At 70.6% G+C, this 17,588-nt stretch carries 17 protein-coding genes, 1 tRNA gene and 1 pseudogene; 14 read left to right on the forward strand and 5 right to left on the reverse strand.

Translation table 11 applies throughout. The annotated features are described in order from the left end of the window. Positions 1-3 precede the first annotated feature (3 nt). Positions 4-522 (reverse strand): YbhB/YbcL family Raf kinase inhibitor-like protein, encoded by a 519-nt coding sequence (locus P3T27_RS00795; protein WP_280673580.1) that lies wholly within the window; start codon positions 520-522, stop codon positions 4-6. A gap of 259 nt (positions 523-781) precedes the next feature. Here P3T27_RS00795 and P3T27_RS00800 point away from each other — a divergent pair, with 259 nt between their 5' ends. Then, the gene (locus tag P3T27_RS00800; RefSeq protein WP_280673582.1) at positions 782-1,948 is read left to right on the forward strand and encodes a hypothetical protein; all 1,167 of its coding nucleotides are present in this window, start codon (positions 782-784) and stop codon (positions 1,946-1,948) included. 21 nt (positions 1,949-1,969) lie between these two features. On the opposite strand, the gene P3T27_RS00805 is transcribed toward P3T27_RS00800, so the two are convergent. After that, on the reverse strand, positions 1,970-3,526 hold the full coding sequence (locus tag P3T27_RS00805) for a helicase HerA-like domain-containing protein (protein ID WP_280673584.1): 1,557 nt from the start codon (positions 3,524-3,526) through the stop codon (positions 1,970-1,972). Positions 3,527-3,716: 190 nt separating this feature from the next. Here P3T27_RS00805 and P3T27_RS00810 point away from each other — a divergent pair, with 190 nt between their 5' ends. Then, entirely contained in the window at positions 3,717-4,013 is a 297-nt protein-coding gene (locus P3T27_RS00810; RefSeq protein ID WP_030061387.1) for a type II toxin-antitoxin system VapB family antitoxin, read from the forward strand. 253 nt (positions 4,014-4,266) lie between these two features. Further along, a complete protein-coding gene (locus P3T27_RS00815; protein ID WP_348534048.1) occupies positions 4,267-4,938 on the forward strand; it encodes a LytR C-terminal domain-containing protein in 672 nt (223 codons plus the stop codon). Positions 4,939-5,014: 76 nt separating this feature from the next. Here the strand turns inward: P3T27_RS00815 and upp are convergent, their stop codons facing one another. Beyond that, positions 5,015-5,650: a uracil phosphoribosyltransferase gene (gene upp / locus P3T27_RS00820; RefSeq protein ID WP_189913140.1), complete on the reverse strand. Its 636-nt coding sequence runs from the start codon at positions 5,648-5,650 to the stop codon at positions 5,015-5,017. 188 nt (positions 5,651-5,838) lie between these two features. Here upp and P3T27_RS00825 point away from each other — a divergent pair, with 188 nt between their 5' ends. The 4 genes from P3T27_RS00825 to P3T27_RS00840 all read left to right on the forward strand — a co-directional run bounded on the left by P3T27_RS00825 (position 5,839) and on the right by P3T27_RS00840 (position 7,661). Further along, on the forward strand, positions 5,839-6,075 hold the full coding sequence (locus tag P3T27_RS00825; protein WP_280673591.1) for a hypothetical protein: 237 nt from the start codon (positions 5,839-5,841) through the stop codon (positions 6,073-6,075). 271 nt (positions 6,076-6,346) lie between these two features. Beyond that, entirely contained in the window at positions 6,347-6,910 is a 564-nt protein-coding gene (locus P3T27_RS00830; RefSeq protein ID WP_280673594.1) for a tRNA adenosine deaminase-associated protein, read from the forward strand. A 51-nt stretch (positions 6,911-6,961) separates the two neighbouring features. Next, positions 6,962-7,489, forward strand: coding sequence for a tRNA adenosine(34) deaminase TadA (tadA, locus tag P3T27_RS00835; protein ID WP_280673596.1), 528 nt, complete (start codon positions 6,962-6,964; stop codon positions 7,487-7,489). A gap of 82 nt (positions 7,490-7,571) precedes the next feature. Next, positions 7,572-7,661: transfer RNA gene (locus P3T27_RS00840), tRNA-Ser, on the forward strand. 125 nt (positions 7,662-7,786) lie between these two features. Here the strand turns inward: P3T27_RS00840 and P3T27_RS00845 are convergent. Beyond that, positions 7,787-8,210 (reverse strand): annotated as a pseudogene (locus P3T27_RS00845) (site-specific integrase); the annotation flags it as partial. 38 nt (positions 8,211-8,248) lie between these two features. Here P3T27_RS00845 and P3T27_RS00850 point away from each other — a divergent pair. From P3T27_RS00850 to P3T27_RS00875, 6 genes are all read left to right on the forward strand, one after another. Next, the gene (locus P3T27_RS00850) at positions 8,249-8,776 is read left to right on the forward strand and encodes an HAD family hydrolase (RefSeq protein WP_280673598.1); all 528 of its coding nucleotides are present in this window, start codon (positions 8,249-8,251) and stop codon (positions 8,774-8,776) included. A gap of 679 nt (positions 8,777-9,455) precedes the next feature. Then, positions 9,456-10,379, forward strand: a complete 924-nt coding sequence (locus P3T27_RS00855) for a hypothetical protein (RefSeq protein WP_280673600.1) — start codon at positions 9,456-9,458, stop codon at positions 10,377-10,379. A gap of 641 nt (positions 10,380-11,020) precedes the next feature. Next, complete coding sequence (locus tag P3T27_RS00860) at positions 11,021-11,185, forward strand: hypothetical protein (RefSeq protein WP_280673602.1); 165 nt, start codon at positions 11,021-11,023, stop codon at positions 11,183-11,185. 113 nt (positions 11,186-11,298) lie between these two features. Then, positions 11,299-11,592: a Dabb family protein gene (locus tag P3T27_RS00865; protein ID WP_280673604.1), complete on the forward strand. Its 294-nt coding sequence runs from the start codon at positions 11,299-11,301 to the stop codon at positions 11,590-11,592. A 343-nt stretch (positions 11,593-11,935) separates the two neighbouring features. Further along, positions 11,936-12,718, forward strand: coding sequence for an RNA polymerase sigma factor SigF (locus P3T27_RS00870; protein ID WP_280674093.1), 783 nt, complete (start codon positions 11,936-11,938; stop codon positions 12,716-12,718). Positions 12,719-12,861: 143 nt separating this feature from the next. Then, entirely contained in the window at positions 12,862-13,767 is a 906-nt protein-coding gene (locus P3T27_RS00875) for an RNA polymerase sigma factor SigF (protein WP_280673605.1), read from the forward strand. Here P3T27_RS00875 and P3T27_RS00880 read toward each other — a convergent pair. Further along, positions 13,754-14,752: a tyrosine-protein phosphatase gene (locus P3T27_RS00880; protein WP_280673607.1), complete on the reverse strand. Its 999-nt coding sequence runs from the start codon at positions 14,750-14,752 to the stop codon at positions 13,754-13,756. The two genes, P3T27_RS00875 and P3T27_RS00880, sit on opposite strands and share 14 nt — an antisense overlap. Before the next feature lie 414 nt (positions 14,753-15,166). On the opposite strand from P3T27_RS00880, the gene P3T27_RS00885 reads away from it, so the two are divergent. After that, entirely contained in the window at positions 15,167-17,518 is a 2,352-nt protein-coding gene (locus tag P3T27_RS00885) for a hypothetical protein (RefSeq protein WP_280673609.1), read from the forward strand. Positions 17,519-17,588: the final 70 nt, after the last annotated feature.

Consider the following 17,588-nt stretch of genomic DNA (forward strand, 5'->3'; position numbering starts at 1 on the left):
CGCTCAGACCCCGTACTCGGCGGTCAGCAACGCCCGCCCCAGCGTGTGGAAGGTCAGGTGGAAGCCGATCTGGGCCGCCGGGGTGTCGGCGGAGACGTCCAGTTCCTCGACGTCCAGGGCGTGCACCGCGAAGACGTACCGGTGCGGGGCGCCGGGCGGCGGGGCGGCGCCGTCGTACTGGTTGCCCGGGAAGTCGTTGCGGCCGTGGAAGGAGGCCGCGCCCGGCAGGGTGTCGTCCGAGGAGCCCGCGCCGCGCGGCAGCCCGGCGGTCCCGGCGGGCAGGTTGAGGGCGAGCCAGTGCCACCAGCCGGAGCCGGTGGGCGCGTCCGGGTCGTAGCAGGTCACGGCGATGCCGCGGGTGCCCTCGGGCAGGCCCGACCAGGCCAGCTGCGGCGAGAGGTTGCCTGCGGCGTGGACGAACTCCTGGGCCAGCGTGCCGCCGTCGGTGATGTCCTGGCTGGTCAGCGGGAAGGACGGCACCTGCGGCAGGAAGTCGTACGGCAGCGGCGGGCGGACGCTCATGGGGTGGTCACCTCTCAACGGGCCGGGGGCGGCCTCGGGCCGGAACGGCGCCGAAGGCCGCCGGAATGACACGGCTCACTGTAGTGGGGGTGCCCCGCCGATCCGGCCGCCCCTACGGTCGGGCCTTGGCCTCCGCACTCCCGGGCCAGCGGCCTGGGCGACCTCGGCCGCCGAGCCGTCCGAACCACCAGGTATAGACCAGTCCGGCCCCTGCGGCTAGCGTGAGCAGCGCACCCGCCCCCTGCTCCGGAGCCGCACCGTGGAGTCGTCCGTCCTCGCCTTCGCCACCGACCTGCTCGACGAGGGCGCCGACACGTTCTTCGGCAACCTCACCGACCGCGCCGGGGTCGGGGGCGTCACCCTCGCCTCGGTCTACCACGAGGCCCGGGACGTCTTCCCGCACAACCCCCGCCGGGTGATCCGCTACCTGGAGCCCGGCGCGGCGTACTTCCGCCCCGATCCGGCCCGCTGGCAGGGCCGCCGCCTCGCCCCCGTCCCGTCCACCGCGATCGGCGACCGCGACCCCTTCGCCGAGGCCGCCACCGAGGCCCGCCGCCGGGGGCTGAAGCTGCACGCCTGGACGGTGTTCTGCCACAACGACCGGCTCGGCTTCGCCCACCCGGACTGCGCCCCGGCCAACGCCTTCGGCGACCGCCACCTCACCGAGCTCTGCCCGGCGAACCCGGAGGTCCGGGAGTACGCGCTGACCCTGGTCACCGAGCTGGCCCGGTACGGCGTGGACGCGATCCGGGCCGAGTCGCTGCACTTCCACGGGCTGCGCCACGGCTACCACCACGAGCGCTACTTCGAGGAGCTGGGCCCGACCGCCGAGGCGCTGCTCGGGGTCTGCTTCTGCGCGCACTGCCGCGCCGCCGCCACCCGCGCGGGCGTCCCGGCCGAGGAGGTCGCGGAGGCCGTCCGCACCGAGCTGCGCCGCCGGCTGGCCGACGAGGCGGCCGCCGCCGAGCCCGGCGCCCTGGACACCCTCGCGGACGGCGCCTTCGCCGCCTACGTGGACGCCTCCGCCACCACCGTCACCGCGCTCGCCGCCGAACTGTCCGAAGAGGCCCGGCGCCACGGCATGCGGCTGAGCTTCATGGACGGCGGCGGCCCGGGCAAGGGCTGGCTGTCCGGCATCGACCTGCCCGCGCTCGCCAGGGCGGCCGACCAGATCGAGACGCTCGGCTACGCGAAGACCCCGGAGGCCGTCCGGGAGAAGATCGCCGCGTTCGCCCTGCACGGCGTCCGCCCGCAGGGCCTGGCGGTGATCCTGCGTCCGATGGCCTCGGACTGCGACGGCCCGGCGAACCTCGCCGCCAAGATCACCGCCCTGCGCGAACTGGGCATCCCCGAGGTCGAGTTCTACAACTACGGCCTGATGCGGCTGTCCTCCCTGGACCGGATCGGCGCCGCACTGGCCGGGTAGCGGCCACCGGGCCCCGCAGCGCTACCGCCGCCGCTTGGACGTCCCGAACAGGCTGCGCGAGATCTCCTGCCCCAGCTGCTTCCCGGCCGAGCGGGCGAAGTTCTTCACCGTCGGGTTGCTGAGCAGCGATCCGAGCAACCCGCCCGCGCCCGTCGGCTCCTTCGGTTCCTTCGGGTCCGCGCGCCGCCGCGGGGCCTCGTCCACCGGGGCGCTCTGCGGCCGCGCCGCCCGCGCCGCCAGCTTCTCGTACGCCGACTCCCGGTCCATCGCGTCCCGATAACGGGCCGTCAGCGGCGAGGCGTCGACGACGGCCCGCAGCGCGCCCGCCTCGATCGGCCCCATCAGTGATTGCGGCGCCCGCAGCCGGGTCGCCGCGACCGGCGTCGGCGCGCCCTTCTCGGAGAGGACGGTCACCACGGCCTCGCCGGTACCCAGCGAGGTGAGCACCGCGCCGAGGTCGTACGAGGAGCGCGGGAAGGTCGAGACGGTGGCCTTGAGCGCCTTGGCGTCGTCCGGGGTGAAGGCCCGCAGCGCGTGCTGCACCCGGTTGCCCAACTGGGCGAGCACGTCGGCCGGGACGTCGCGCGGGGTCTGGGTCACGAAGAAGATGCCCACGGCCTTCGAGCGGATCAGCCGCACGGTCTGGGTGATGGCCTCCAGGAAGGCCTTGGAGGCGCCCTTGAACAGCAGGTGCGCCTCGTCGAAGAAGAACACCAGCTTGGGCCGGTCCAGGTCGCCGACCTCGGGCAGCTCCTGGTAGAGGTCGGCGAGCAGCCACATCAGGAAGGTGGAGAACAGCCGCGGCCGGTCCTGCACGGCGGGCAGTTCCAGCACCGAGACCACGCCCTTCCCCTCCGGTGTGGTCCGCAGCAGTTCGGCGGTGTCGAACTCGGGCTCGCCGAAGAACGCCCCGGCGCCCTCGTTCTCCAGCACGGTGAGCGCACGCAGGATCACCCCGGCGGTGGCCGCCGAGAGGCCGCCGATGGTCCTCAGCTCCTCCTTGCCCTCGGGCGAGGCGAGGAAGGCGATGACGGCGGTGAGGTCCTTGAGGTCGTACAGCTCCAGGCCCTTGGTGTCGGCGTAGTGGAACACCAGGCTGAGCGAGGACTCCTGGGTCTCGTTCAGGTCCAGCACCTTGGCGAGCAGCAGCGGCCCGAAGCTGGTGACGGTGGCCCGGATCGGGATCCCGGCGCCCTGGCCGCCGAGCGCGTAGAACTCGACCGGGCAGCCCTGCGGCGTCCACTCCTGCCCGACCTCGGCCGCGCGGGCGGTGGTGCGCTCGCTCGGCGCGCCGGGCGCGGCGATGCCGGAGACGTCCCCCTTGATGTCGGCGAGGAACACCGGCACGCCCTGTGCGGAGAGCTGTTCGGCGATCAGCTGGAGGGTCTTGGTCTTGCCGGTGCCGGTCGCACCGGCGACCAGCCCGTGCCGGTTGAGCACACCGAGCGGGATGCGCACCGGGGCGTCCGGGTAGGCGACGCCGTCCAGCAGCACCGCGCCGAGGTCGAGGGCGGGCCCGGTGAAGGCGTACCCGTCGGCGATCTCCCGGACGGTCGGCGGGGTGGGGGCGGAGGACATCGGGGCACACTCCTGGGCGGGGCGGGATCGGAACCCGGTCCTGAGCGGGCCGGAGCCCGATCGGAACCGGGGCGATGTTCGCGACATTTCCCATCAAACAGCCGCAATCACCCGCCCGCAGCTCACACCCGAGCGCGTGGCGACGCCGCGGCTGCTGCGCCATCCGCCGCCCAAACGGTAGGCTTTCCGTGTGATCTTCAAGCGCATCGGCAATGGGCGGCCGTACCCGGATCACGGCCGGACGAGCACCCGCCAGTGGGCTGACGTCGCCCCACGTCCGGTGCGGCTCGACCAGCTGGTGACCACCAAGGGGCAACTGGACCTCGAAACCCTGCTCGCCGAGGACTCGACCTTCTACGGGGACCTCTTCGCCCACGTGGTGAAGTGGCACGGCGACCTCTACCTGGAGGACGGGCTGCACCGGGCCGTACGGGCCGCGCTGCAGCAGCGCCAGGTCCTGCACGCCCGGGTCCTCGAAATGGAATGACGAACCCTCGCAGCGGGTTTTCGGACCGCCCCCTCGCCACCCGGCGGAGGGCGGTCCGCGCGTACCCGGGTACCTCCTTTCGGGTACCGAGGTACTCCAGACGATGATCGTTTAGTACCTTCGCAGCCGGACGGCACTACGCTGCTGACTACGGCCGCGACCAGGGGATCCACCCGCACCAGGGGATCCGCCCGCTGCGTCCGATCCGTCATCCCGACCCCGCCCTGGCACGAGGGGGAGACAAACCGTGAGCATGTTGACTCCCCAAGGCCTCAAGGGGAAGCAGTACCGCATCACCGGCAACGCCTATCCACGGCTCGGCCGTCCTCCGAAGAAGAGCCGCAAGGTGATCGCCGCGCTCGCGGCCCTGCTCGCCCTGGCGCTGATCGGCCTCGGCGGCGTGCAGCTCTACGACATCTTCAGCGGCAAGAACAAGAACGCCTCGGCCCAGGCCTGCGCGACGCCGTCCGGCAAGCCGCTGGCCGCCCCCGGCCCGGGTGATCCGGCGGCCTCCGGCGCCCCGGCCGCCGCCCAGGGCGACCCGCACGCCATCCCGCAGCCGGCCGCCGTCACGGTGAACGTCTACAACGCCACCGCCAAGAGCGGTCTGGCCGGGCGGACCGCCGAGGAGCTCAAGAAGCGCGGCTTCACCATCGGCAAGGTCGGCAACGCCCCGGCCGAACTGGACAAGAAGGTGCCCGGCACCGCCCAGGTGATCGCCGGCCCGGCCGGCGCCGGCGCCGCCACCCTGCTCGGCTCGCAGATCGCAGGTGCCACCGCCACCGCCGACGCCCGCACCGACGGCACCGTGGACTTCGTGATCGGCGACAGCTACAACGCCCTGCTGGACGAGACCCAGGCGGCCGCCGCCCTCGCCCTCGCCACCAAGCCCTCCCCCGCCCCGACCGCCACCGGCAGCTGCTGAGGCCCGGCCGACACGCAGACGCAGGAGAGCCCCCCGGCACCGCGCCGGGGGGCTCTCGTCCGTTCGGGGGGTCCGCTCAGCCGGCGGTGCCGTACAGGCGGTCGCCCGCGTCGCCGAGGCCGGGCACGATGTAGCCGTTCTCGTTGAGCCGCTCGTCCAGGGCGGCGGTGACCACGGTGACCGGCAGGTCCGCCAGCTCGCGCTTCATCACCTCGACGCCCTCGGGCGCGGCCAGCAGCACCACGGCGGTGACGTCGGTGGCGCCGCGCTCGATCAGCATCTTGATCGCCGCGACCAGGGTGCCGCCGGTGGCCAGCATCGGGTCGAGCACGTAGACCTGGCGGCCGGAGAGGTCGTCCGGCATCCGGGTGGCGTAGGTGGAGGCCTCCAGGGTCTCCTCGTTGCGCACCATGCCGAGGAAGCCCACCTCGGCGGTCGGCAGCAGCCGGGTCATCCCGTCCAGCATGCCGAGGCCCGCCCGGAGGATCGGTACGACCAGCGGGCGCGGATAACTCAGCCGGGTGCCGAGCGTGACCGCCACGGGCGTGGTGATCTCCACCTCGTCGGTGCGGACGTCCCGGGTGGCCTCGTAGGCGAGGAGGGTCACCAGCTCGTCGGTCAGGCGACGGAAGGTCGGCGAGTCGGTGCGCTCGTCGCGCAGGGTGGAGAGCTTGTGGGCCACCAGGGGGTGGTCGACGACGTGGAGACGCATGTACCGAGGTTAGCCCGGGTCTGCACGCCTGTACGACTCGCCGCGTGCCACCGGCCCCTCCGCCCCACCTCGGCGACCCGCCCCGGCGGGGTTCACGCTGCCGTGACACGCCGTGACGCACCGCGAATGTCCGGGCGCGAGCGCCCTCCCGTGGTATCAATCCGGCCGATCTGGGAATGTCACCTCTTATGACGAGCAACCCGAACGCCGGGGACGGCTCGGCGGACGAGCCCACAGGCCGGTCGGGCGATCGCCCCGGTCCGCCGCAGGACCCCCCGGAGACCGAGGCGGAGCGGCGCAGGCGGCGGGCCGTCTTCCTGCGCGAACTCACCGAGGCCCGCGAACTCCGGGAGCGGGTCCAGCCCCGGCGGACCAAGGAACGGCGGATGCGCGAGGCCATGCGAATGCGAACCTTCCGGATCTGACGCGGATTCGACGCGGATTCGACGCGGTTCCGGCGCGGTTCCGGCGCGACGCGCCCAGCGGTTCCGGCGAACCCCGGGCGGCGCGGCCGGCGCTTCACCGGCCGCCGGCCAGCCCTTCCGACACGACCTGCAAAGACGCGCTGCCGAACACCCCCCGCAAGGGCGGGCTTTCTGTCACGATTCCGATGGGACGGTCCGAACGAGCGGACCGCCTCTGGCGCGGGGGCGGCCAGTTTTCCGCGTTGCCCGAACGCGCCGACAGCCGAGACCGATGATCTTGGGAGTGTCCCTGGTGGCGTACTTCGCTGCAGTGCTTGCTCGCACCGAGGACGGGTGGGATGTGAGCGAGACGGAGCTCGACGACGTCGAAACCCTCGCCGACCTGACCGACCTGGCCCGCGACTCCACGCAGGACGACGACAGCGTCCTGATCTTCATCGAACAGGAGGATGCCTGGTTCGCCATCGTCCGGGTGGACGGCGAGGAGGACCCGCGGATCTTCGTGTCCGACGGCGCCGCCGCCGCCCGGAGCTCCTACGGCTCCGTCCTCACCGACGAACTGGTCGACCAGGCCGGCGAGAGCGAGTTCGGCGACCTGGACCACCTGGTCGTCGAGCTGGAGGACAGCGAGGAGGAGGAGTCGGAGGAGCCGGACGAGGACGCCCGCGGCGGCGTCCCGGTCGGCCCACTGGGCGACGCCCACCTGCTGACCGAGTTCGGCCTGGCCGCCGACGAACTCCTCGCCCTCAGCGGCGAGGGCGCCGTCCCGGGCGACGCCCTGGAGGAGATCGCCGAGGCCCTCGGCTGCGGCGAGGTCCTGGAGGCGGTCCGGTAGCGGTCGGTGGCCAGGCCGGTGCCCGTCGCCGGATACCCGACACTGGATTCCATGCAGCCCGCATCCGTTCCGCAGACCGTCCCCCGGATCGCCCCCCTGCCCGCCCCCGTCCGCCCCGACCCGGTCCGCGACCGCTGGGCGGCGCCGATGCGCCTCGCCATCGCCGAGGCCGCGCTGGCGCCGGCCACCGGGGACGTCCCGGTCGGGGCGCTCGTCCTGGGCCCGGACGGCGAGGTGATCGGACGCGGCCACAACGAGCGCGAGGCGGTCGGCGACCCGACCGCGCACGCCGAGGTGGTCGCGATCCGGCAGGCGGCCGAGCGGATCGGGGCATGGCGGCTCAGCGGCTGCACCCTGGTCGTCACCCTGGAGCCCTGCACGATGTGCGCCGGCGCCATCGTGCTGTCCCGGATCGACCGGGTGGTCTACGGCGCCCTCGACGAGAAGGCCGGCGCGGCCGGCTCGCTCTTCGACGTGATGCGCGACCGCCGACTCAACCACCGCCCCGAGGTGATCTGGGGCGTCCTCGCCGACGAGTGCGGCGAGCAGCTGCGCGAGTTCTTCGACACCCACCGCTGACGCCCGCCGCCGACACCCGCGGCCGGCCGCCCCGGCGATACGGATTTCGTGACCGCGCCACCCGTCCGGTAGAGTTCCCCTCGGTAGCGTGTCCGAGCGGCCAAAGGAGCACGCCTCGAAAGCGTGTGTGGGGGCAACTCCACCGTGGGTTCGAATCCCACCGCTACCGCCATTGAGCAGTAACGAAAGGGACCACTTACCAGATCTGGTAGGTGGTCCCTTTCGTTGCGGTCTCAGTTTTGGTCTCAGTTCACCTGTTAAGCGGCCCTCTCCGCGCCATCCGGCCCGTCCCGCTCGTCGTCGAACGCGCAGGGCGCCCGCCTCCAGGTCGACGTCACGCCACTGGAGTCCGAGCGCTTCACCCTGCCGCAGGCCGAGCGCCAGCGCGATCGCCCACCGGCCGCTGTTCCGGTTCTTGCCGGCCTCCAGGAGGAGCGCCTGCACCTCCTCCACCTCGTACGGCTCGACCTCCTCTTCCTCCACCTTGGGTGCGACGGCTAGCGACGCGACGTTCCGGGTGAGGTGTCCGCGCCGGATCGCCTGGTTGAGCGCCGTCCGGATGGTGCGGTGTGCCTGGTGGGCGGTGGCAGGCTTGCTGCCGTTGGCCTGCATCTTCTTTGTAGAGCCGTTCCAGGTGCTCCGGCTCCAGCTTCTCCAGCCGGTGAGCACCGACCCCGGGGATCAGGTGGACGTTCACCGCCACCCGGTACCCGGCGAGGGTGGGCCGATGATGAGAGCGATCCGCTTGCCCTGCTCCGGTTGGTCTCGGATGCCCGGCCAGACCTCACGGAGAGCACGGACAGCGCGCTGGCCACCCTGGAAACTGAGGCTGTCCAGGTTGGCCGGCCGCCCCCGGGCGGAGAATCGGTTCTCCGCGCCTGTGCCCGCTCCGGCCGGCTGGTCTCGGTGGTCAGCAACAACGCGGGTGCGGCTATCGAGACCTACCTCACCGAGCACGGTCTCAGCAGCTTCGTGGCGGGCGTCTTCGGGCGCACCCCGGGCGACCCCTCCTCCATGAAGCCGAACCCTCGCCTGCTCCTGGAAGCCATGGAAGCAGCGGGCGCGGAGCCAGAGCACTGCATCTTCATCGGCGACGCGGCCCGCGACGTCGAGGCCGGGGAAGCGGCCGGCGTCCCCACGATCGGCTACGCCAACAAGCCGGGGAAGGATGCCAAGCTGACCGCCGCTGGCGCAATCGTCGTTGTCGACTCAATGCAGGCGATTGCAGAAGCAATGCAGCAGAAGCAATGCAGTCGACCAGCTACTGATTCCCTGCAGCAGCGCTGAGCCCTGGGCGGGCGCTCCACAGAACGCCATCAAGGCCGCACTGGCATGCGATATGAGCTGTCAGGACGCCCAAGTGGCAGCTGTAACAGCTACGCTGATGTTCAGCCAAACAGCCGATACGTCAGTGAGTTACGAGACCTGGCAGACCCTCCTGCCAGGATCCGCGAGCGCGCAGAAGGGCACTCGTTGTCCCAGCACAAGGCCACACCACCCGCCCATGCGAAAGCGCGCTCAGGGCTGAAGGCTCGCCGCGAGGGTCACCCTCCGTGGATACGCAGCGAGGCCGACGGCCAGCCCAAAGAGGTGGACTGATGGTCGGTGCATCACTCCGTGCTTCGGATCACTCCAAGAAAGAGATCCGGAAGGTACTCGAGAAGCTGACTGCCGCTGGATGGACCATCCACGCCGATGGCCACTGGGGGAAGCTCTACTGCCCCTGCGACTCGCAGTGCACCACGATCCCCGTCAGTAGCACCCCGCAAAATGACGTGAACCATGCGCGTCGCATCGCCCGATTGGCGGCCCGCTGCCCGCTGCCCGAGGACTCGCCGCAGCGAAGCCTCACGGGCAAGCGGCGCGATTAGTCACATGGCAAAATGTCCGATTAGACCAGATTTTACTGTTGACGGTTGACAACACGTCTGCCATGGTTGACCCTAAGCAGAGTTGGGGGCCAACCATGGAGTACGAGTTCACGTTCGTCGTGTCGGGTGTCGACGTCGACGACGAATCGTCGGTAGACACCCTCCGCGAGTCCCTAGATGCAATGCTGTCGCGGGCTGGCGGCTTGGATCTTCTCACCGTCTCCTACGAAGGCGAGAGCGCGGTACAGGCCGCCCTGGAGTGTGCCGCGCAAGCTAAAACCGTCGTTCCGCGTCTGCGCGTGCTGCGACTCGACCGCGACCTTGTAGGCGTGCATGAGATCGCAGAACGGACCGATCGCAGCCGCCAGAACGTCGCCCAGTGGGTCAATGGCGAGCGCAAAGCCCAGGGATCGCCTTTCCCGGCCGCAGAGGGGACTGCAGGGCGGTCTCAGGTGTGGCTCTGGACAGAAGTGAACGCCTGGCTAGAGCAGCACGATCTCGCAGACGGCATGGCGTACCCGACGCGTGCTGAGATGACGGAGATCGACTTCGCGCTAGCAAACATGTTCTCGCTGTCCTTCCGCATGGCAACGACAGACGAGGCACACAGCTCGGCACGTAGCGCGATCATCGAGGAACTCCGCACGGGACACATCCCGGGCTTCCTCAACTACCTGCGCAGCCTTGAAGGGATTACCGACCCTTCGGGCAGCCATGTCCTCATCGTCGCCGCTGCCCAAGAGCCGGCCATCGAGGTGATGCGGCTCGTCTCCAGCTTCGAGCACCAAGTGGTGCTGATCACGATGGTCGACGGCGACTTCATCGGATCAGTGATGTCATCGCAGGTGCCCGCCCGGCCCACGCGCATCGTCGAGGTGCCGCTCGACGCCACTGTTCGCGACTGGATGCAGTTGCTCAAGGACAACCCTCGGGTCGCCTTCGTCCCAGCTGTCGACCGATCCGTCACCGACATCGATCAAGCGCCGAGCATCCAGCAGGTACTCGGTATCGCTGCCTAGCGCTGCCACCGCGTCTGGCAAGCGGTCTCAGTTCTGGTCTCATTCGCCCCCGTTCGCTGGGGTTCACCGCACCCCAAGCCCCTCTCACCAGGGGGCGGAACCCCGGCGAACACCGCCGAACCCGGCCGCACAGACCTCGAAAGCGTGTGTGGGGGCAACTCCACCGTGGGTTCGAATCCCACCGCTACCGCTTGGAAAGCCCGAGGGCCCGTCCGATCCGGACGGGCCCTCGGCGTTTCCGCGCACCCTCGAACGCGGAAAGGCTCCGTACTCAGGGCCGATGACCACCAACGCCCGGAGAGTACGGAGCCTGGAGGGGGGAGCGGCTCGGGGGGACTGACCGCTCCCCCGGCGGAGTCCCACAACCGGTGCCGCGTCGGGGGGAAACCGCGGCGCCCGGTCCCACAGCGGGGAACTCCGGATCCACGCACCGGGGATTCCTGCCAGATCCTCGGTACGTCTTCCATCCTGCCGCCCGGGCCGCGGACGGGCACCCGGAGAAAGGCCCCACTCACGGGGACCTTCGTCCCGCCAGGCGAACGCGTCGCACACTTGATAGCCCGTCCGGTGGATAAGCTGCTTCCGCAGGGCCGCTCGGGGACCCGGATGGCGGCGGCCCACAGCAGGGAGGAAGGCACCCGATGGCGCAGGCGAAGAAGATCGGCATGGTCCTCCTCCTCATCTTCGTCCTCTACTCGATCATCAGCTCACCGGCCCGCTCCGCCCAGCTCGTCCAGCTGGGGTTCGAGGGCATCTCGAACGCGGCCAAGGCGGTCGGCACCTTCATGACCGGACTGATCAAGTGACCGGGCCCATCACGTGACCGGTCCGGCCATCTAGCGGGCGGCGGTCGTCCGGCCCCGGCACACCGGCTACGGTGAGCGGGACCCTCTGCCCCCGTCCGCGAGGAGCGGCAATCGTGATCCGCCATCTGGTCCTGTTCAAGCTCAACGAAGGCGTCGCCAAGGACGACGAACGCGCGCTCGCCGGCGCCAAGGCGTTCTCCGAGCTCGGTTCGCTGATCCCCGAACTGCGCGCGTGGGAGTGCGGCTGGAACACCACCGAGCGGGACATCGCCTACGACTACGCGATCAACAGCCTGGTCGAGGACCGCGACGCCCTTCAGGCCTACCTGACCCACCCGGCCCACCAGGCCGCGGCCGGCCAGTGGCGCGAATTCGCCACCTGGGTGATCGCCGACATCGAGGTCTGACCCCTCCCAGGTACCCCGGCCCGTCCCCCGGACGGCCCGTTGCGCCCCGTCCGGTCGCCGGACGGGGCGCCTTGCTCTGCCCCGGAACGATCCTTGCGGCGCCTGGTCGGGAGGCCGGGTGAAGCCCCGACGCAGCACCAACACACCTCCATCGGGTGCTTGCCCGACCTGCGCCCACCTTGTGATGCTATGACCGGTTTTGCCGGACATGGCGAGGTGGTGAACCAGCCGCGACACCCGATCCGCAGGGCCCGTCGTTGTCGACTGAGGGAGGGGTGACGTGTCCGTGGACGAAGTACTGGCGGCGATCATCAGTCCGGCCGGCGAACTCCGCCCGGACGGTCTGCGCGGCCCCGGCGGCCGACCCGTACTGGACGTCCGGACGCTGACCCGGGTGTTGTTCGAACGGCTCGCGGAGCTGCCTCCGGACGCCCCCGAGCGGGAGCGGGTCCGGGCTGCCCTGATCGAGGTGAACATCCCGCTGGTGCGCTACGCGGCCACCCGCTTCCGCAGCCGCAGCGAGCCGATGGAGGACGTCGTCCAGGTCGGCACCATCGGCCTGATCAACGCGATCGACCGGTTCGACCCGAGCCGCGGGGTCCAGTTCCCCACCTACGCGCTGCCCACCATCCTCGGCGAGATCAAGCGCTACTTCCGGGACAACGTCCGCACCATGCACGTCCCGCGCCGGCTCCAGGAGCTGTGGGTCCAGGTCAGCGGCGCGATGGAGGAGCTGACGGTGCTGCACGGCCGGGCCCCCAAGGTGCCGGAGATCGCCGCCAGCCTGCGGATCCCCGAGGAGGACGTCCGGGCTTGCCTGGACGCCGGGCGGGCCTACAACGCGGCCTCGCTGGAGGCGGCGCAGGAGCACGAGGGCGGGCTCGCCCTACTGGACCGGCTCGGCTACGAGGACGCCGCGCTGGCCGAGGTCGAGCACCGGGACATGGTCCGCCACCTGCTGGTCCAACTGCCCGAACGGGAGCGACGGATCGTGATGCTGCGGTTCTTCGCCAACCTGACCCAGTCGCAGATCAGCACCGAACTCGGGATGTCCCAGATGCACGTCTCGCGGCTGCTCTCGCGCATCCTGACGAGGCTTCGGACCGGCAACTCCTGGGAAGACTGAGATTGCAGCGCGTTACCCCCGCGTGACATCTTGCGACGTTCGGGTTTGCCGTGGACCGTGTTCCGGTATGGAGGGGGAGGGCCCCGCCGGGAACCACCGTGCGACGGCCCCCGTTCAAGTGTCAGTCACAAGGGGGTGGGTGCATGTCCGGAGAGCTGGGCACTGCGGGGATCCACGCTGGTCAGGCCATTGGTACGGCGGTCGCCGAGGACCGGATCCCGCTCCAGCGGGTCCCGGCCGCCGCGCCGCCCGGCCCCGCGGCGCCGCCCGAGACGCCGACCGGCTCCGGGTTGGACACCCGGACGCTGTCCCGCTCGCTGTTCCTGCGGCTGGCCGCCCTGGAGTCCGGCAGCGAGGAGCACACGTACGTCCGCGACACCCTGATCGAGCTCAACCTGCCGCTGGTCCGGTACGCCTCCGCGCGCTTCCGCAGTCGCAACGAGCCGATGGAGGACATCGTCCAGGTCGGCACCATCGGCCTGATCAAGGCGATCGACCGGTTCGACCCCGAGCGCGGGGTGGAGTTCCCCACCTTCGCGATGCCCACCGTGGTGGGCGAGATCAAGCGCTTCTTCCGGGACACCAGCTGGTCGGTCCGGGTGCCCAGGCGGCTCCAGGAGCTGCGGCTGGCGCTCACCAAGGCCGGTGACGACCTGTCCCAGCGGCTGGACCGCTCCCCCACCGTCGCCGAGCTGGCCGCCTGCCTGGGGGTCAGCGAGGAGGACGTGGTCGAGGGCCTCGCGGTGGGCAACGCGTACACCGCCAGTTCGCTCGACTCCAGCCCCAGCGAGGAGGACGGCGACGGGCCGCTGGCCGAGCGGCTGGGCTACGAGGACCTCGCGCTGGAGGGCGTCGAGTACCGGGAGTCGCTGAAGCCACTGCTGGCCAAGCTGCCGCCGCGCGAGCGCCGGATCATCATGCTGCGCTTCTTCGGCAACCTCACCCAGTCACAGATCGGCGAGGAGATCGGCATCTCCCAGATGCACGTCTCCCGGCTGCTCACCAGGACGCTGACCCAGCTCCGCGAGGGCCTGATCAGCGAGGGCTGACCGGGTCGGCCGAGGCCGGACTCCCGCCGCCGTCCAGCAGGTTGGCCCGCAGGCCGGCCAGGACGGCGGCGTCCAGGCCGAGGCCGTCCCGCCAGAACGCGTCGAAGTCGGACCAGCCGGCCCCGACCTCGTCGAAGGCCGCCGCCAGGTAGCCGGGGTCGGCCCGGAACACCGGCTGGAGCAGCCGCGGCTCGCGCATCAGGCCGCGGGCCTCCAGGTCGCCCATCACCCGGCGGACGACCGGGGCCGAACGCTCGTTGGTGAGCAGGTAGTCGGCGAGGACGGTCTCGCGGTCGACACCGAGGGCGGTCAGCACGAGGGCGGCGGCCCAGCCGGTGCGGTCCTTTCCGGCCGAGCAGTGGAACAGCAGCGGCGGCCCGTCCGGAGCCGCCAGCAGCCGCAGCAGGATGGCGAAGCGCTGTCGGGCCACCGGGTCGGTGACGAACCAGCGGTAGAGGCCGACCATCATGGCGGCCGCCCGGCCTTCGCCGAGCAGGGCGCGCTGCTTCTGCGGGCTGCGGTCGGCGAGGGCGCTCCGGATTGTCGCATAGATGTCGAAGTCCTTTGCGAGCAAAGGGAGATGATGCAGGGTGACACCGTCCGGCGCGGCCGCCTCGACGGTCACCGCGGTGCCCGCGGTGACCGCGGGGGCGGCCGCGGCGAGGTCGGCGACGGGAAGTCCGGGCAGCCGGTCCGGTCCGGTCTCGCGGACCTCGTCGAGGCTCCGGAGGTCGACCACCCGACGCAGGCCGAGCGCGCGCAGCGGCGCGAGATCCTCGGCGATGACATGGTTCAGGCCATCGCTTCGCAGGGCCACACCGCGCCGCAGCACCCGTCCGCCGGCCGTCCGGTAGCCGCCCAGATCGCGGGCGTTGACCGCACCGCGCAGTCCGAGACTGCGCCCGACCAGCGCCGTTCCGGCCGGCTCCGGTACCGCATTCCGTCCGCCCCCGATTGCACCGGACTCGGTCCGCTGATCGGCCACGCAAGCGCCTCCATTGCATATTCGGACTGTCACATGGCACAGCGGTGTCAGATATTGCATGAACCTGCCCGACGGACCGGCAAGATGTGCAAGAGTGTCATGCGCGACGACGACAGTGTAGGTGTCCGCGCGACCCGCCCAAGCCGCACGGGCGGTAACCAGGTGTAGCCCTCAGCTTCCGCTTTTTCATTCTCAATTCATTATTTGCATGGCCGGTCCGGTTCCGGTCACAATCAGCGCCTTCATGACTTCGCCATGAACGTTGGTAACAGGTTCGCTGCACTCTCGCCCAATTGGTCCCGCGCGGAGCCACCCCTCGACCAGGATGGGCGCCGGGCAGCCTGCTGCCCGCGAACAGCTACAGGGCAGGCGAGCGCTGAGCAGCGAGGCGCCTACCCCAAGGGGAGGATCACCATGGGTCGAGCGACCCGAAGAGTTGCCGCGTGCGCGGCGGCAGTTCTGCTGGCCAGCGGCCTGCAGACCACCCTGGCCCACGGCGCCACGCCGCCCAGGATCGACCTCACCATCCTGGTCATCGACGACGGGGGCCCGTCGGTCGCGGCGATCACCGCCGAACTCAAGAACCAGGGCACCCCGTACAAGGTCGTCAACCTCAATGACACCAACCGTCCCGTCATCACCTCCGCTTTCCTGAGTGACACGGTGAACGGCCAGCCCCGCGGGAAGTACCAGGGCATCGTCCTGCCCAACGAAAACCCCTTCCCCAACAGTGCGGCCGAGATGACGGCGATCGCCGGCTACGAAGCCGCATTCGGAATCCGGCAGATCGACGCGTACACGTTCGCAAGTCCTGCGGTGGGCCTGAACTACGCTCAGAATCCCGGTTACTACGGCACGTTGGACGGTTTCCAGGGCGCGACCACGGCGGCCGGCACTTCGGGCCCGTTCGGCTACCTGAAGGGCAGCGTCCCGTTCGAGGACAACGACCCCACCGTCAGCGAGAGTTACGGATACCTGGCCACGCCGCTGGCCAACCTGCCGGCCGGCGCCTCGTTCGTTCCGCTGGTCGACGCCGCGATCCCGAGCACCACCTCGCGCGGTTCGCTGGTCGGTGAGTACACCCACGACGGCCGCAAGGAGCTGGTCGTCACCTTCGTCTACAACCAGTACCAGCAGCAGTACCGCCTGCTGGCCCGCGGCATGGTCGACTGGATCACCCAGGGCGTCCACCTCGGCTACGACCGCAACTACTTCGCGGCCCACGTGGACGACGTCTTCCTGGCCGACGACCGCTGGGACACCGTGCTCAAGTGCACCCCCGGCGACGTCACCTGCCCGCCCGGCACCCCGGACACGGCCAACCCGATCCGGATGACGCCGGACGACGCCCAGCACCTCAAGCAGTGGCAGACGGCCAACAACTTCACCCTGGACATGGTGTTCAACGGTGGCGGCAGCGAGGACTGGAAGGCCGACCACCAGACCACGGTGGACCCCACGGCCAACCAGATGATCACCGACCAGAACAGCTACCGCTGGGTCAACCACACCTACAGCCACCCGTACCTGGGCTGCGTCCAGGACGTCACCGTGGTGCCGTGGCGCTGCACCAAGGACGCCTCGGGCAACACCGTCTGGACCGACCAGGCCACCATCTCGGGCCAGATCAAGGACAACTTCGACTGGGCCGCCAAGAACGGCCTGAAGGTCGACCCGCAGGCCCTGGTCACCGGTGAGCACTCCGGTCTGCTGACCGCTCCGCAGGAGAACAGCGACAACCCGAACCTGGCGCCGGCACTGGCCGCCAACGGCATCAAGTTCACCGGCAGCGACGCCTCCCGCGAGTCCGGCCAGCGGGCCGTCGGCTCGTCCACGCTGACCGTGCCGCGCTACCCGATGAACGTCTTCTACAACGCCGGCACGGCGAAGGAGGAGGCCGACGAGTACAACTGGATCTACACCAGCAAGGCCAACGGCGGCAGCGGGATCTGCGAGAACAACCCGAACTCCACCTGCCTGCCCCAGCCGCTGGACGTCAACACCGGCTACCAGTCGTACATCGTGCCGCTGGAGGCCCGGATCGACCTCGGGCACGTGCTGAGCAACGACCCGCGGCCGCACTTCATCCACCAGTCGAACCTGTCCGAGGACCGGATCCTGTACCCGGTGCTGGAGAAGATCCTCGGCACCTACCGGTCGCTGCACGCCGACAACACCCCGATCGTGAACCTCGGCGAGCGGGAGATCGGCCAGGAGTTCCAGCGCCGCGGGGCCTGGAACGCGGCCGTCGCGGCCGGTCAGGTCACCGCCTACCGGGTCGGCAACACCGTCACGGTCAACGCTCCGGCCGGTGTTCAGGTCCAGGCCACCATGCCGACCGGAACTTCTCAGAAGCTGGTCATCGGATCGACCGCCTTCGGTTCGTCCTACGCCGGTACGCTCTCCGGTTGGGTGTCTCCGGGCACCCTGCAGAGCAGCGTCGCCCTGCAGCTCCCGTCGAGCGCCGCCCCGGCCGCCCCGGCCGCCGTCGCGCCCGGCGCCGCGGCCAAGTCCGTCCCGGCTCCGGCCCCGGCGGACAAGAAGGTCGTCCCGCAGGGTGTCGCCACTCCCGTCCCGGTGGGCCCGGGCGACACCGGCCGCACCAGTGCACCGTCCCTGGTCCCCGGTAGCGGAACCCCGGTGCCCGGCAAGGACGTCGCCACCAACGGCAACGGCGCGGCCGCCGCGGCCACCAAGAGCGGTAAGGCCACCGGGGGGGCGGCCTCGCTCGGCACCAGTACCACCGGACGCTCCGGCAACCGGTAACCCGCAGCACCCGACGGCGGGGCCGGGCCGGTCGCCCGGCCCTGTCTCGGGTACCGTTCCGGCCACCCAG

The organism is Kitasatospora sp. MAA19, from assembly GCF_029894125.1.
Lineage (GTDB): Bacteria > Actinomycetota > Actinomycetes > Streptomycetales > Streptomycetaceae > Kitasatospora.